Below are 13,343 nucleotides of genomic sequence, written 5' to 3' on the forward strand. Positions count from 1 at the left end.
GGCCTCCACACCGGTCCGGCTAGTCGGCGCGCAACAGCGGGGTCAGCTCCGACCAGCTCTCCACCCGGCGTACGCGGGGCAGCAGCGCGGCGTGTGCCGCGACCTCGGCCTTGCGGGGCCGGAACAGGAAGCGGTGCGGCACCGTGTCGAGATAGCCGAGCACCTCCAGCTTGTCGTCCACGAAGTGGGTCAGGCCGAGGCGCCCGGCGATCGGCGCCTTGTCCGGTCGGGTGCGGCAGAAGTGCACCCGCTCGACCTGAATGCCGGTGCGGGCCGGAAAGTCGTGGTGGGCCAGCCACTCCCGGGTACGCCGCTCGGTGGCCTCCCCGCACTTGGACACCAGGTGTACCTCGTCGAACGCCGGGCCGAGCGCCGCGAGCGCGTCGAACGCCCCGACGACGGCCGGGGTACGCAGGTAGTGCGCGCCGAAGAACGACGTGTCCGCGTCGTCGTCGGCCGGCTCGATGATCACTCCACCGATGTCCACCCCGAGCCGTCGCATGGCGTTGATCATGCCGCACCGTTACCGTCTCCGTGCACCCCCGTGTCCGCCCGCGGATCTGCTACGCCCCGGCCCGCCGAAGGTGGCACGATCGGCCGATGGCAGTCACGACACGGGTGTTGGGGCGCAGCGGCATCGAGGTCAGCGCCCTCGGCATGGGGTGCTGGGCGATCGGCGGGCCCTGGGCGGAGGGCACCCAGCCGCTGGGCTGGGGTGCGGTCGACGACGACGAGTCGGTGCGGGCGGTACGCCGGGCACTCGACCTGGGCATCACGTTGTTCGACACCGCCGACACGTACGGGGCAGGGCACGGTGAGCGGGTGCTCGGTCGTGCGCTCGCCGGTCGCCGCGACGACGCCGTGATCGCGACCAAGTGGGGTTACACCTTCGACGAGGCCGGCCGGCAGGCCACCGGCGAGGACGCCTCGCCCGCGTACCTGCGCAGTGCCGTGACCGCCTCACTGCGTCGGTTGGACACCGACCGGATCGACCTCTATCAGCTGCACCTGGCCGACCTGTCGGTGCCGAGGGCGCAGGCGCTGATCGGGACCTGCGAGGACCTGGTGGCCGAGGGCCTCATCCGCGCGTACGGGTGGAGCACCGACCGCCCCGACCGGGCCGCCGCGTTCGGGCACGCCGCCGCCGGCGCCACCGCCGTGCAACACGCCCTGTCGGTGCTGCGCGACGCCCCCGAGCTGCTCGCCGTCTGCGACAAGTACGACCTGGCCAGCGTCAACACCGGTCCACTCGGGATGGGGCTGCTCACCGGCAAGTACACGGCCGCGTCGACGCTGCCCCGCGACGACGTACGTGGGCTGGCCCCGGGCTGGTTGGAGTGGTTCCGGGGCGGCCGGCCGGCACCGGAGTGGCTGCGCCGGGTCGGCGCGGTCCGTGCCGCGCTCACCGCCGACGGGCGCACCCTCGCCCAGGGCGCGTTGGGCTGGATCTGGGCGCGCAGCGGCCGCACCATCCCGATCCCGGGCTGCCGTACGGTCGCCCAGGTCGAGGAGAACGCCGCAGCCCTGCACCGGGGCCCGCTGCCGGCGGACCAGTTCGTCGAGGTGGAGCGTCAGCTCGCCGCCGTCCGCACCGCGGCCCTGCGCGACGCCGACCGCCCCCACTGGCCCCGCCCGACCCACCCCACCGTCCACCCCTGAGAGCTGTACGGGCCGGAGCTTTGCGGGCGCCGCGAAGGCCGGATGGCAGCCGGGTTGAGGTCGTCGCCTGCCCGGTCCGATGGCCGTCCCGGCCATCGGACGCAAGCGCAGGAAATTAGATCCCATCGGTCATTCCCGATCGACCATCGGGCATCCATGACCTTGGCGCAATCCTGCATCTACCTGAAATCGGCAAGGATGTATGTCACATCTAGAGAACTGGAGCATGCGTGTCTTCGATGAACAGAAGGAAGCTGATCGCGCTCGGCGCCGGCGCGGTCGCCGCAGTGGCGACCGGCACCGCGGCACAGGCCGCACCGTCCACCGACGGTGCGCAGGCCGCCGCCCCGGCCGCCGCCGACCTCGCAGCCACCCTTCCGGGGGGGTTCACGAGCAGGTACGCGGAGGTCAACGGAGTCCGGCTGCACTATGTCGCCGGTGGGCGTGGGGCGCCCTTGATCCTGCTGCACGGCTGGCCGCAGACCTGGTGGGAGTACCACAAGGTGATGCCGGCGCTGGCCACCCGATACCGCGTGATCGCCGTGGACCTGCGCGGTGCCGGCGGCTCCAGCAAGCCGGCGTCCGGGTACGACAAGAAGACCTTGGCCGCGGACATCGCGGCGCTGGCCAGGGCGCTGGGCTACACCAAGGTGAACGTCGTGGGTCACGACATGGGGTCGATGGTCGCCTACAGCATGGCGGCGAACCACCCCACGGTCGTCAACAAGATCGCCATGCTGGACGTGGAACACCCGAACAGCAACTACTACGAGTTCCGGATGCTGCCGGCGCCGGGTGCCCCGTTCCACCCCTGGTGGTTCGCCTTCAATCAGGTGTCACAGCTGCCGGAGCAGCTCATCACGGGCCGGTCCCGCTTCCTCGTCGACTGGATGTTCGACAACCTCCTGGTCAACAAGCAAGCCATAAGCGATTTCGACAGGGCCGTCTACGCCCAGGCATATTCAACTCCGGACGCCATCCGGGGCGGCAACGGCTGGTACAAGGCGCTGGGCCAGGACATCGTCGACAACGAGACGTACGCGCCGGTGACCGTCCCGGTCCTAGGTATCGCCCACGACATCTTCTACCCGAGCTTTGCCGCGACGCTCAGCCAGCAGGCCACCAACGTGCAGCTGGTACAGATCGCCAACACCGGGCACTACTTCGTGGAGGAGCAGCCCCAGGTGCTCATCCAGCACCTGAGGTCGTTCTTCGGCTGAGCGGGCCGAGCTGAGGTTCCGGGCGGGCCGGGTGGGCGACGGCCGATCGAGCTGTCTCCCACCCGGCCCGCACTCCGCCGAATGCTGTTCGCGGCACGGCGTGGGGGTCAGGCGGTGTGTTCCTTGCGGGTCTGGTCGGCCAGGTGGGCGGGCATGGGGTCGTGGCGGACGAAGTGACGGCGGAAGGTGCCGGTGCCGGCCGTCATGGAGCGCAGCTCGACGGCGTACCGAAGCAGCTCGGTGGCCGGCACCTCGGCGCGGACGAGGGTGCGGCCCTCGGTGTCCGGGTCCGGTTCGGTGCCGAGCACCCGGCCGCGTCGGCCGGACAGGTCGCCCATCACCGTGCCCACCGAGCCGTCCGGAACCCGGATGGTGACCTCGTCGATCGGCTCCAGCAGGGCCGGCTGGCCACGCTCGGCGGCGTCACGCAGCGCCAGCGCGCCGGCGGTCTGGAAGGCCGCGTCGGAGGAGTCGACACTGTGCGACTTACCGTCGACCAGGGTCACCCGCAGGTCCACCACTGGGTGCCCGGCGACCAGCCCGCGCTCCAGTTGGGCACGGACGCCCTTCTCCACGGATGGGATGTAGGTGTGCGGCACCGCGCCGCCGACCACCCGGTCGACGAACTCGAAGCCACTGCCGCGGGGTAGCGGCTCGACCTCGATGTCGCAGACCGCGTACTGGCCGTGGCCGCCGGACTGCTTGACGTGGCGACCGTGCCCCTTCGCGGGCACCGTCAGCGTCTCGCGCAGCGACACCTTGACCGGCTCGGTGTCCAGCTCGACGCCGCCGGCGCGCAGCCGGTCGAGCACCACGTCCGCGTGTGCCTCGCCCATGCACCAGAGCACCAGTTGATGGGTCTCCGGGTTGCGCTCCAGCCGCAGCGTGGGGTCGCCGGCGACCAGGCGGGCGAGGTTGCGGGCCAGGGCGTCCTCGTCGGCGCGGCTGCGGGCGGCGATCGCCACCGGCAGCAGCGGCTCCGGCATCTCCCAGGGGGCGATCAGCAGCGGGTCGTCAGTGGTCGAGACGGTGTCGCCGGTCTCGGCGCTGCCCGACTTGGTGATCGCGCAGATGTCACCGGCCACGCAGAGCGACACCTCCCGCAGTGTGGCGCCCAGCGGGGTGAAGATGTGCCCGACCCGCTCGTCGGCGTCGTGGTCGGGGTGCCCGCGTTCGGCCATTCCGTGCCCGGAGACGTGCACCCTCTGGTCGGGGCGCAGCGTGCCGGAGAAGACGCGGACCAGCGAGACCCGGCCGACGTGGCGGTCGATGGTGGTCTTGACGACCTCGGCGACCAGCGGCCCGGCCGGGTCGCAGCTCAGCGGCGGACGCGGCGAGCCGTCCACGCCGGTCACCGCCGGCAGCTCGTGCTCCAGCGGCGACGGGAACGCGGCGGTCAGCACCTCCAGCAGCACGTCCAGCCCGACACCGGTCTGGGCGCAGACCGGCACCACCGGGTAGAAGTGGCCCCGGGCGACGGCCTTCTCCAGGTCGTCGATGAGCACCTCGTCGCCGATCTCCTCGCCGTCGAGGTAGCGGTCCATGAGGGTCTCGTCCTCGCTCTCGGCGATGATCCCCTCGATCAGCTCGTCGCGGGACTCGTCGATGGCCCGCTGGTGCTCCGGGTCCGGGTCGCGGACGTCGGCGGGCAGCCCGGCGCTGTAGTCGAAGACCCGACGGGTGATCAGGCCGAGCAGCCCCTCGGTGGAGACCCCGTCGTCGCCGAGCATCGGCAGGTAGAGCGGCATCACGTTGTCGCCGAAGAGGCGTTGGCAGAGCGCCACCGTCTCGTCGACGTCGGCGCGGGGCTGGTCCAGTCGGGCCACCGCGACCGCGCGGGGCATGTCGACGGCGGCGCACTCCTCCCAGAGCGCCACGGTGGCCGCGTCCATGCCGCCCGCGGCGGAGACCACGAAGAGCGCGGCGTCGGCGGCTCGCAGCCCGGCGCGCAGCTCGCCGACGAAGTCGGCGTACCCGGGGGTGTCCAGCAGGTTGACCTTGATGCCGTTGTGCAGCAGCGGCGCGCAGGACAGGCTGACCGAGCGCTGCTGACGTACGGCGGCGGGGTCGTGGTCGCCCACTGTGGTGCCGTCGACGACGGTGCCGGCGCGGCCGATCGTGCCGGTCGCGGCGAGCAGGGCCTCGACCAGTGTGGTCTTGCCCGCCCCGGAGTGCCCGACGAGCACCACGTTGCGAACCCGCTCGGGCTCGGTGACCACCGGCGTGCCGCCGGTGGAACCCTTCTCGTGACTCTTCTGCGCCATGGGGCGCACCTCCCTCAGCCGGTGGTGGTGGCGACCGCCGCGCGACGGGTAGCGGCCCGGGGCGAGTGCGCGGCGATATCCTCCGGTGGTCTGCTGCACAGCGGGAACGGGACGGGCGGACGGGTGAGCTGGCTCACCTCCCGGCTCGATCTCACACCCGTTGCCGGGTAGGCACAAGCCTCCCCCGGGCGGGTCGGCGGTACCGTCCGTATCGCCGGAGCTGGGCGGACCGTTATCGTGGGGACCGCCATGGCGAAGATCTTCCAAGTGTCGGCCCGCGCGGGGATGACCCGCGTCGTCGAGCCGATTGCCCGCGCCCTGCTGCGCGCGGGCGTCACCCCCAATGCCGTCACCGTCGCGGGCACCGTTGGTGTGCTCGTCGGCGCGCTCGGCTTCGGTGCCCGCGGCCACCTGGTCGCGGGCGCGTTGATCGTCACCCTGTTCGCGCTCACCGACCTGCTCGACGGGACGATGGCCCGGATGAGCGGCGGCTCCACCAAGTTCGGCGCGTTCCTCGACTCAAGCATGGACCGGGTCGCCGACAGCGCCGTCTTCGGCGCGGTCGCGTACTGGCTGGCCACGCAGGGCAACTACTCCGGCGTGGCCGCCGCGTTGGTGTGCCTGGCTGCCGGCAGCCTGGTGTCCTACGTCAAGGCCCGTGCCGAGGGGCTCGGGATGACCTGCAACGTGGGCATCGCCGAACGCACCGAGCGACTGCTCATCGTCGGGGTCGGCGGGATCCTCACCGGTGTCGGTGTCGATCCGGCCCTGGAGATCGCGCTCTGGCTGCTCGCCGCCGTGTCGATCTTCACGGTGGGGCAGCGGATGACGCACGTCTACCGCCAGGCCCAGCAGCTCCAGCCGGACGGCCAGGCGTGAGTGGCGTGCCGGCGACCCGGCGTCGAACGACCGGCGGCCAAGTCGCGTGAACCTCACCGAGCTGGGCTACATCGCCGGGTGGCGGGTGGTCCGCGCGCTACCCCGGCCGTTGGTGGCGGCGGCGTTCCAGGCGGGCGCGGACCGCGCCCACCGCGCCGGCGGCGGGGGTACGGCCCGACTGCGCGCGAACCTGCGTCGGGTGGTCGGCCCGGAGCTGCCCGACGCCGAGTTGGACGATCTCGTCAAGCGCGGGTTGCGCTCGTACGCCCGGTACTGGATGGAGGCGTTCCGGCTGCCCGCCCTGAGCCGGTCGCAGATCCTGTCCGGTTTCCGGCTCGACGGCGCCGAGTTGCTCGCCGCCGACGTGGCCGCCGGTCGGGGCGCGGTGGTGGCCCTGCCGCACGCCGGTAACTGGGATGCCGCGGGCGCCTGGGTGGCGGCCACCGGTTGGCCGATCACCACTGTGATGGAGCGGCTCAAGCCGGAGGGCGTCTACAAGCGTTTCCTGGCCTTCCGGGCGAGTCTGGGGATGGAGATCCTGCCGACCCACGGGGGGCCGCGTCCGGCGTTCGACGTGCTGCTGGACCGGGTGCGGGCCGGTGCTGTGGTGCCGCTGCTGGCTGACCGGGACCTCTCCGCCCGCGGGGTGGAGGTGGACTTCTTCGGCGGGAAGACCCGGATGCCCGCCGGGCCGGCGCTGCTCGCGCTGCACACCGGCGCGCCGCTCTACGTGGCCTCGCTGTGGTACGAACCGGACGCCGCCCGCGCCTCGCTGGCTGGTCCGTTGCCGGTGCCGGGCCCCGAGGCGGGACCGCTGGACCAGCGGGTCCGGTCGCTGACCCAGCTGATCGCCGACGGTCTGGCGGCGGGTATCGCCCGCCATCCGGAAGACTGGCACATGTTGCAGCGGATGTGGCTGGACCAGGCGAGGTCGGGGGAGGGCGCGGCGCTGCCCTCGTCGGCCTCCGGCCCGGCCTGAGGAGGTGGGCTGACGGATGCGGATCGGCATCGTGTGCCCGTACTCCTTCGACGTGCCCGGTGGGGTGCAGAACCACGTCATGGACCTCGCCGAGGCGCTGATCGCGCTGGGCCACGAGGTCAGCGTGCTCGCGCCGGCCGACGAGGACTCGCCGCTGCCGGAGTACGTGGTGTCCGCCGGGCGGGCCGTCCCGCTGCCGTACAACGGTTCGGTGGCCCGGATCGCGTTCGGCCCGGTGTCGACCGCCCGGGTGCGGCGGTGGATCACCAACGGCGACTTCGACGTGCTGCACGTGCACGAGCCGCTCACGCTGAGTCTGTCGCTGCTGGCCGTGCTCTCCGCCCGTGGCCCGGTGGTGGCCACGTTCCACACCGCGATGACCCGGTCACGGGTCCTCGCCGCCGCGCAGGGTGTGCTCCAGATCGTGTTGGAGCGGATCACGGCCCGGATCGCGGTGAGCGCGCTGGCCCGCAAGGTGCAGGTCGAGCACATGGACGGCGGTGCGGTGGAGATCCCCAACGGGGTGGCGGTGGCCAAGTTCGCCGACGCCGAGCCGTTGCCGGGCTGGCCGGGGGAGTGCGCGGTCGGCACCGGCGGCACGCTCGGCTTCCTGGGCCGGTTCACCGAGGCGCGCAAGGGCTTCCCGGTGCTGCGCGACGCTTTCGTGGCGCTGGCCGCCACCCGGCCTGGTCTGCGGTTGCTCGTCGCCGGCCCGGGTGACCCCGACGACCTGTTCGACCAGTTCCCCGTCGAACTGCACGAGCAGATCACGTTCCTCGGCCTGGTCAGCGAAGCGGACAAGGCGCGCATGCTGCGCAGTGTGCACCTCTACGTCGCGCCGAACACCGGCGGTGAGTCGTTCGGCATGATCCTCACCGAGGCCCTCGCCGCGGGTACGACTGTCATCGCCAGTGACCTGGACGCGTTCCGGCGGGTCCTCGACGGTGGGCGGGCGGGTCGGCTGTTCCCCACTGGCGACCCGGTGGGGCTGCGTGACGTGCTGGCCGAGCTGCTGGACGACCCGGCCGCGCGGGCCACGCTGAGTGCCTGCGGCGATCAGGTGGTCGCGAATTTCGACTGGCCGGTGGTTGCCCGCCGCGTTCTGGAGGTATACGCAGCGGCGATCGAGGCAACCGACGGGCGGGTCATCGACCAGGAATGGGTGGGGCTGAGCTGAGCCGGTGTGACGGATGGTGCGGCGGTGACCGGCGGGACCGGTCCGGCCGCGCCCAATCGGACGAAACGGAGCAGCACTACGATGCCGCACATGTGGTGGGTGGTGGCCGCGAGCGTGGTCGTGGGGCTGGTCGCGGCGTACCTCATCTGGACCGCCGGCCGGGTGGAGCGACTACAGGCTCGCGCGGAGCTGGCGGCGCGGGCTCTCGACGCCCACCTGCTGCGCCGCGCGGCGGCAGCCGCGGTCCTGGCTGAGCGGCGTTTCGGCGTCGAGCTGTACGCGGCGGCCCGGATCGCCCTGGACGCCAGCCCGGACGAGCGGGAGGCGGCCGAGAACGACCTCACCCGCCAGTTGCGCGGCGTCCAGTTGGACCCGGGCGACCCGGACTGCGTGGCGGTCATCGCCGCGAGTCGTCGGCTCGCGTTGTCCCGGCAGGTGCACACGGATCTGGTCCGGGACGCCCGCTCGGCGCGCAGCCGGCCGCTGGTGCGCCTGTTGCGGATGGGGCGGGGCCGGGATTGGCCGCGCTACTTCGACATCGACGACCCGACCCTCGTCGTGCCGGCGGACGTCCCCGCCGCCTGACTTCCTGCTCCCGGATGGGCGCGGGCGAGCCGGTGACCAGCGCCACAGGGCAGGCCACCGGGGGTCTGATTGGCTGTCGGTGCGGCGTTGACCCACGCGTAGCATTTCCGCTGCCACCCCCAGGAGCCCCTTCAAGGAGCGATGACCCGTGCCCGAAAACACCGCCTCGAACACCGGTACCGCCCCCGTCGTCGGCACCGCCCGCGTGAAGCGCGGCATGGCCGAGATGCTCAAGGGCGGCGTGATCATGGACGTGGTCAACGCCGAGCAGGCCAAGATCGCTGAGGACGCCGGCGCCGTCGCGGTGATGGCCCTGGAGCGGGTGCCCGCCGACATCCGCGCGCAGGGTGGGGTGTCCCGGATGAGCGACCCCGACATGATCGACGGGATCATCGAGGCGGTCTCCATCCCGGTGATGGCCAAGGCCCGCATCGGTCACTTCGTGGAGGCGCGGATCCTCCAGTCGCTCGGCGTGGACTACGTCGACGAGTCCGAGGTGCTGACCCCGGCCGACTACGCGAACCACATCGACAAGTGGGCGTTCACGGTGCCCTTCGTCTGCGGCGCGACCAACCTGGGCGAGGCGCTGCGCCGGATCACTGAGGGGGCGGCCATGATCCGTTCCAAGGGTGAGGCAGGCACCGGTGACGTCTCCAACGCCACCACCCACATGCGGAAGATCCGCCAGGAGATCGCCCGGCTGTCCTCGCTGCCGGCCGACGAGCTGTACGTCGCGGCCAAGGAGTTGCAGGCCCCGTACGAGCTGGTCAAGGAGGTCGCCGAGAGCGGCAAGCTGCCGGTGGTGCTGTTCACCGCGGGTGGGATCGCCACGCCGGCCGACGCGGCGATGATGATGCAGCTCGGCGCGGAGGGTGTCTTCGTCGGTTCCGGCATCTTCAAGGCGGGCAACCCGGCTCAGCGGGCCGCCGCGATCGTCAAGGCGACCACGTTCCACGACGACCCGGACGTGCTGGCCAAGGTCTCCCGGGGCCTCGGCGAGGCGATGGTCGGCATCAACGTCGACGAGATCCCGCAGCCGCACCGCCTGGCCGAGCGCGGTTGGTGACTGTCGGCCCGTCAGGGCCGAGGACGGTCGACGCGCCCCGCCGCGGCGGCGTGACACGGAGAGGAACAGTGCGATCATGACGGCACCCGTGATCGGTGTGCTCGCGCTCCAGGGCGACGTTCGTGAGCACGTGGCGGCGCTGGCCGCGGCTGGCGCGGACGCTCGCCCGGTCCGCCGTCCGGCGGAGCTGGCCGCTGTCGGCGGTCTGGTCATCCCTGGCGGCGAGTCCACCACCATGAGCAAGCTCGCCGACATCTTCGAGATGCGCGAGCCGATCGACAAGCGGATCGCCGACGGCATGCCGGTGTACGGCTCCTGCGCCGGGATGATCATGTTGGCGACCGAGGTGCTCGACGGCCGACCCGATCAGCGCGGTTTCGCCGGCATCGACATGACCGTCCGGCGAAACGCGTTCGGCCGGCAGGTCGACTCGTTCGAGGCGCCGGTGACCGTCGTCGGGGTGCCGGGCGAGCCGTTCCACGCGGTGTTCATCCGCGCGCCGTGGGTCGAGCGCGTCGGTGCCGGCGTCGAGGTCATCGGGGTGGTGTCCGACGGCCCGGCCGCCGACCGGATCGTTGCGGTGCGACAGGGCAACCTGGTGGCCACCTCGTTCCACCCGGAGCTCACCGGTGACCTGCGGGTGCACGCGTACTTCGTGGACCTGGTCCGCGCCGCCTGCTGAATGGCGGCCGACCGCGTCGGGCTGTCCATGATGCTCGCCGCTGTCGTTTCCCGGATCCGGGTTTTTTGTCCCGTCTGCCCTGGTCCGCCGGGGCCGGGCGGTAGTGCCGTGCGCGGTGCATGACAGGGACCCGGGGGACGTCGGTAGGATTGCGGAGATTCGGCAGGGCCATCTGCCCGCCACGGCTTCCACCAGAGCTGACCGGCACCTCCGCGTGCGCCGGCGGGAGCGGGGCGTGTGCGGTGCGGTCGATGCAGACGGCGGGTAGCAACGGAGGTAGAAGATGTCCGGCCACTCAAAGTGGGCGACGACCAAGCACAAGAAGGCCGTCATCGACGCCAAGCGCGGCAAGATGTTCGCCAAGCTGATCAAGAACGTCGAGGTGGCCGCGCGGATCGGCGGCGGCGACCCCACCGGCAATCCGACGCTCTTCGACGCCATCCAGAAGGCGAAGAAGAGTTCGGTGCCGAACGACAACATCGATCGCGCCGTCAAGCGTGGCTCCGGCCTGGAGGCCGGCGGCGCCGACTGGCAGACGATCATGTATGAGGGGTACGGCCCGAGCGGCGTGGCCATGCTCATCGAGTGCCTCACCGACAACCGCAACCGGGCGGCGACCGAGGTTCGGACCGCGCTGACCCGCAACGGCGGCTCGCTCGCCGATGCCGGCTCGGTGTCGTACATGTTCTCCCGCAAGGGCGTGGTGATCGTCCCCAAGGAGGGCACCAGCGAGGACGACGTGATGCTGGCCGTCCTGGACGCCGGCGCCGAAGAGGTCAACGACATCGGCGAGGCGTACGAGGTGGTCTCCGAGCCGACCGACCTGGTCCCGGTGCGCACGGCGTTGCAGGACGCCGGCATCGAGTACGAGTCGGCCGAGTCCTCCCTGATCCCCAGCGTCAACGTGCCGCTGGACGAAGAGGGCGCGCGCAAGATCTTCAAGCTGATCGACGTCCTGGAGGACTGCGACGACGTCCAGAACGTCTACGCCAACTTCGACGTCAGTGACGACGTGATGGCGGCGGTCGACGCCTGACTTCACCCCGTCCCCGCCTCACCCCGCCGCGATCTTGCACTTTCTGACCCGACAGCCCGGGTCACGTGGCGCATATCGTCAACAGGAAGTGCAAGATCGCGGCGAGGGAGGGGTGCGGGGTGGTGGAACGGTTCGCGGTTGGCGACACAGTGGTACGGCGCGAGGTGCTGCGGGGTGAGGTCTGGTTCGGCTGCCCGACGATCTGCGTCGAGGACTCGCCTGACCTGCTCGCCCTCTACCTCCCCTCGGGGGCCGAGTTCGGCTTTCCGGACACTGGCGTCTTCCCGTGCGGGCGGCACCCGTGGGAGGCCGCCGGGCACCGCTCCTGGTCCGGGCACGGCAAGCTGATGCTGCAACGCCCCGGTGAGGCGCACTCGATCGACGTGTTCTGGACCGGGCCGGGGCGCGACTTCGCCGGCTGGTACTTCAACCTCCAGGACCCGGTGCGGCGCACCCCGATCGGGGTGGACACCCTGGACCACGAACTGGACCTGTGGTGGGCCGCGGACGCTGACCGCTACGTCTGGAAGGACGTGGAGATGTTCGCCCAGCGCCTCGTCGAGGGGCGCTACCCGGGCATGGGAGACGCCATCCAGGCCGAGGGTGACCGGATCGCCGCCCTGCTCGACGGGGGTGAGCGCTGGTGGGACCCGTCGTGGGCCACCTGGCAGCCCGACCCCGCCTGGACGGCGCCCCCACTGCCCGCCGGCTGGGATCAGGTGCCACCCGCGCGCTGAGCGACGCCGACGTCAGTTCCCGGGCAGCGAGTTGACGAGGAACACCTGATCCGAGCCGCCGGTGCACGGCTCGACCAGCGCCGCGTCGGACACGTCGCTGTCGTCGTCGCGCAGGCCGACGCACAACTCGCTACGGTCGGGCCGGATGCGGTACGCGCCGGGCGTCGCCCCGGCCGGTTCGAAGTGGAACACCTGCTTCGGCCTGTCCGCGCTGCAATCCTTCTCGTTCCAGGGTTCGAGCAGGTCCCGGCCGGGATCCTCCTCGCGGATGGTGAGGCAGCCCTTCCCGAGCACCGGGTGGACCCAGTGGATGAAGAACATTCCGTCGGCCACCGGTTCCAGCGAGGTGTCCGGTGGGGTGGCCTCCGAGCAGGGCCGCTGGACCGCTATCTCCTTGGTGTACCTGCCGGTGCGGTCGCGACCCTCGGTGAGGCAGAGGTGCGGGCTGCGGACGGGGCGGATCTGGCTGAGCCCCGCGCTCGGAAAACGGGCACCGTCACCCGCCGATGCGGGGGCCTTTCCTTGCTCGTCGTCGCGTCGCTCGATCCAGAAGCCCACGCCGAGCGTGGCCAGCACGGCGGCGACGACGAGCAGCGCCAGCGGCGCGGGCCGCGCGAACCAACGTGGGCGGGCCGGGCCAGAGTGTGCCGGGGCCACTGTCGTGACAGCGTCGGCCGGCGGCGGGTCCGCCGCCGGCGACAGCGGGGCCAACTGACCAGCTGTGAGGCGGTGCCGGGCCCGTAACCACGTCTCGACCTGATCTCCCGCGCCGCAGGCCCGCACGAACGCGGCCACCACCTCGGGGCGCGGCAGTGTGGACCGGCGCAGGATGTCCGCCGCGGTGCTGCGGGCCAGCACGTCGCCCGTCGACGCGGCACGCTGCTCCAGTTGCCGGTAGGTGAGCCCCGACCGGTCCTTGAGCTGGCGCAGCATCTCGACGAATTCGGCCGGGTCGGACGCGTCGTCCGGGCGTAGCTCCCCCGTGGTCATCGCCCGATTCTCCAGACACCGCGCACGCGAGGGCAAATCGGCTCCCGGCGACTGTCCGAGATGGTCGGA

At 71.7% G+C, this 13,343-nt stretch carries 13 protein-coding genes; 10 read left to right on the plus strand and 3 right to left on the minus strand.

The features are described from left to right. Nucleotides 1-19: 19 nt before the first annotated feature. A complete protein-coding gene (locus tag OHB44_RS12440; RefSeq protein WP_330440842.1) occupies nt 20-514 on the minus strand; it encodes a hypothetical protein in 495 nt (164 codons plus the stop codon). 86 nt (nt 515-600) lie between these two features. On the opposite strand from OHB44_RS12440, the gene OHB44_RS12445 reads away from it, so the two are divergent. Beyond that, the gene (locus OHB44_RS12445; RefSeq protein WP_266303044.1) at nt 601-1,659 is read left to right on the plus strand and encodes an aldo/keto reductase; all 1,059 of its coding nucleotides are present in this window, start codon (nt 601-603) and stop codon (nt 1,657-1,659) included. 239 nt (nt 1,660-1,898) lie between these two features. After that, entirely contained in the window at nt 1,899-2,879 is a 981-nt protein-coding gene (locus OHB44_RS12450) for an alpha/beta fold hydrolase (protein WP_238682957.1), read from the plus strand. 107 nt (nt 2,880-2,986) lie between these two features. Here OHB44_RS12450 and OHB44_RS12455 read toward each other — a convergent pair whose 3' ends face one another. Further along, a complete protein-coding gene (locus OHB44_RS12455) occupies nt 2,987-5,143 on the minus strand; it encodes an elongation factor G-like protein EF-G2 (protein ID WP_238682958.1) in 2,157 nt (718 codons plus the stop codon). Nucleotides 5,144-5,392: 249 nt separating this feature from the next. Between OHB44_RS12455 and pgsA the strand changes: the two genes are divergently transcribed. From pgsA to OHB44_RS12495, 8 genes are all read left to right on the plus strand, one after another. Further along, nucleotides 5,393-6,022, plus strand: a complete 630-nt coding sequence (gene pgsA, locus OHB44_RS12460) for a phosphatidylinositol phosphate synthase (RefSeq protein ID WP_330440843.1) — start codon at nt 5,393-5,395, stop codon at nt 6,020-6,022. Between the two features lie 46 nt (nt 6,023-6,068). Continuing rightward, entirely contained in the window at nt 6,069-7,001 is a 933-nt protein-coding gene (locus OHB44_RS12465; protein WP_238682960.1) for a phosphatidylinositol mannoside acyltransferase, read from the plus strand. Nucleotides 7,002-7,017: 16 nt separating this feature from the next. Then, nucleotides 7,018-8,178 (plus strand): glycosyltransferase family 4 protein, encoded by a 1,161-nt coding sequence (locus OHB44_RS12470; RefSeq protein ID WP_330440844.1) that lies wholly within the window; start codon nt 7,018-7,020, stop codon nt 8,176-8,178. Nucleotides 8,179-8,259: 81 nt separating this feature from the next. Next, entirely contained in the window at nt 8,260-8,763 is a 504-nt protein-coding gene (locus OHB44_RS12475; protein ID WP_238682962.1) for a hypothetical protein, read from the plus strand. Nucleotides 8,764-8,911: 148 nt separating this feature from the next. Beyond that, entirely contained in the window at nt 8,912-9,829 is a 918-nt protein-coding gene (gene pdxS, locus OHB44_RS12480; protein ID WP_266303041.1) for a pyridoxal 5'-phosphate synthase lyase subunit PdxS, read from the plus strand. 76 nt (nt 9,830-9,905) lie between these two features. After that, the gene (gene pdxT / locus OHB44_RS12485) at nt 9,906-10,511 is read left to right on the plus strand and encodes a pyridoxal 5'-phosphate synthase glutaminase subunit PdxT (RefSeq protein WP_238682963.1); all 606 of its coding nucleotides are present in this window, start codon (nt 9,906-9,908) and stop codon (nt 10,509-10,511) included. 283 nt (nt 10,512-10,794) lie between these two features. Beyond that, the gene (locus OHB44_RS12490) at nt 10,795-11,547 is read left to right on the plus strand and encodes a YebC/PmpR family DNA-binding transcriptional regulator (protein ID WP_238682964.1); all 753 of its coding nucleotides are present in this window, start codon (nt 10,795-10,797) and stop codon (nt 11,545-11,547) included. A 122-nt stretch (nt 11,548-11,669) separates the two neighbouring features. Continuing rightward, the gene (locus tag OHB44_RS12495) at nt 11,670-12,284 is read left to right on the plus strand and encodes a DUF402 domain-containing protein (protein WP_266303040.1); all 615 of its coding nucleotides are present in this window, start codon (nt 11,670-11,672) and stop codon (nt 12,282-12,284) included. Nucleotides 12,285-12,296: 12 nt separating this feature from the next. On the opposite strand, the gene OHB44_RS12500 is transcribed toward OHB44_RS12495, so the two are convergent. Next, nucleotides 12,297-13,274: a helix-turn-helix domain-containing protein gene (locus tag OHB44_RS12500; protein WP_238682966.1), complete on the minus strand. Its 978-nt coding sequence runs from the start codon at nt 13,272-13,274 to the stop codon at nt 12,297-12,299. Between the last annotated feature and the right edge of the window lie 69 nt (nt 13,275-13,343).

Origin of the sequence: Micromonospora sp. NBC_00821, assembly GCF_036347035.1 — a bacterium.
Taxonomy (GTDB): Bacteria; Actinomycetota; Actinomycetes; order Mycobacteriales; family Micromonosporaceae; genus Micromonospora; species Micromonospora hortensis.

Excerpts from the sequence above, each read along its gene's own strand:
- OHB44_RS12445 (WP_266303044.1), top strand. The coding sequence starts at position 601 with ATGGCAGTCACGACACGGGTGTTGGGGCGCAGCGGCATCGAGGTCAGC.
- pgsA (WP_330440843.1), top strand. The coding sequence starts at position 5,393 with ATGGCGAAGATCTTCCAAGTGTCGGCCCGCGCGGGGATGACCCGCGTC.
- OHB44_RS12500 (WP_238682966.1), bottom strand. The coding sequence starts at position 13,274 with ATGACCACGGGGGAGCTACGCCCGGACGACGCGTCCGACCCGGCCGAA.
- OHB44_RS12455 (WP_238682958.1), bottom strand. The coding sequence starts at position 5,143 with ATGGCGCAGAAGAGTCACGAGAAGGGTTCCACCGGCGGCACGCCGGTG.
- OHB44_RS12490 (WP_238682964.1), top strand. The coding sequence starts at position 10,795 with ATGTCCGGCCACTCAAAGTGGGCGACGACCAAGCACAAGAAGGCCGTC.
- OHB44_RS12440 (WP_330440842.1), bottom strand. The coding sequence starts at position 514 with ATGATCAACGCCATGCGACGGCTCGGGGTGGACATCGGTGGAGTGATC.
- OHB44_RS12470 (WP_330440844.1), top strand. The coding sequence starts at position 7,018 with ATGCGGATCGGCATCGTGTGCCCGTACTCCTTCGACGTGCCCGGTGGG.
- pdxT (WP_238682963.1), top strand. The coding sequence starts at position 9,906 with ATGACGGCACCCGTGATCGGTGTGCTCGCGCTCCAGGGCGACGTTCGT.
- OHB44_RS12475 (WP_238682962.1), top strand. The coding sequence starts at position 8,260 with ATGCCGCACATGTGGTGGGTGGTGGCCGCGAGCGTGGTCGTGGGGCTG.
- OHB44_RS12450 (WP_238682957.1), top strand. The coding sequence starts at position 1,899 with ATGAACAGAAGGAAGCTGATCGCGCTCGGCGCCGGCGCGGTCGCCGCA.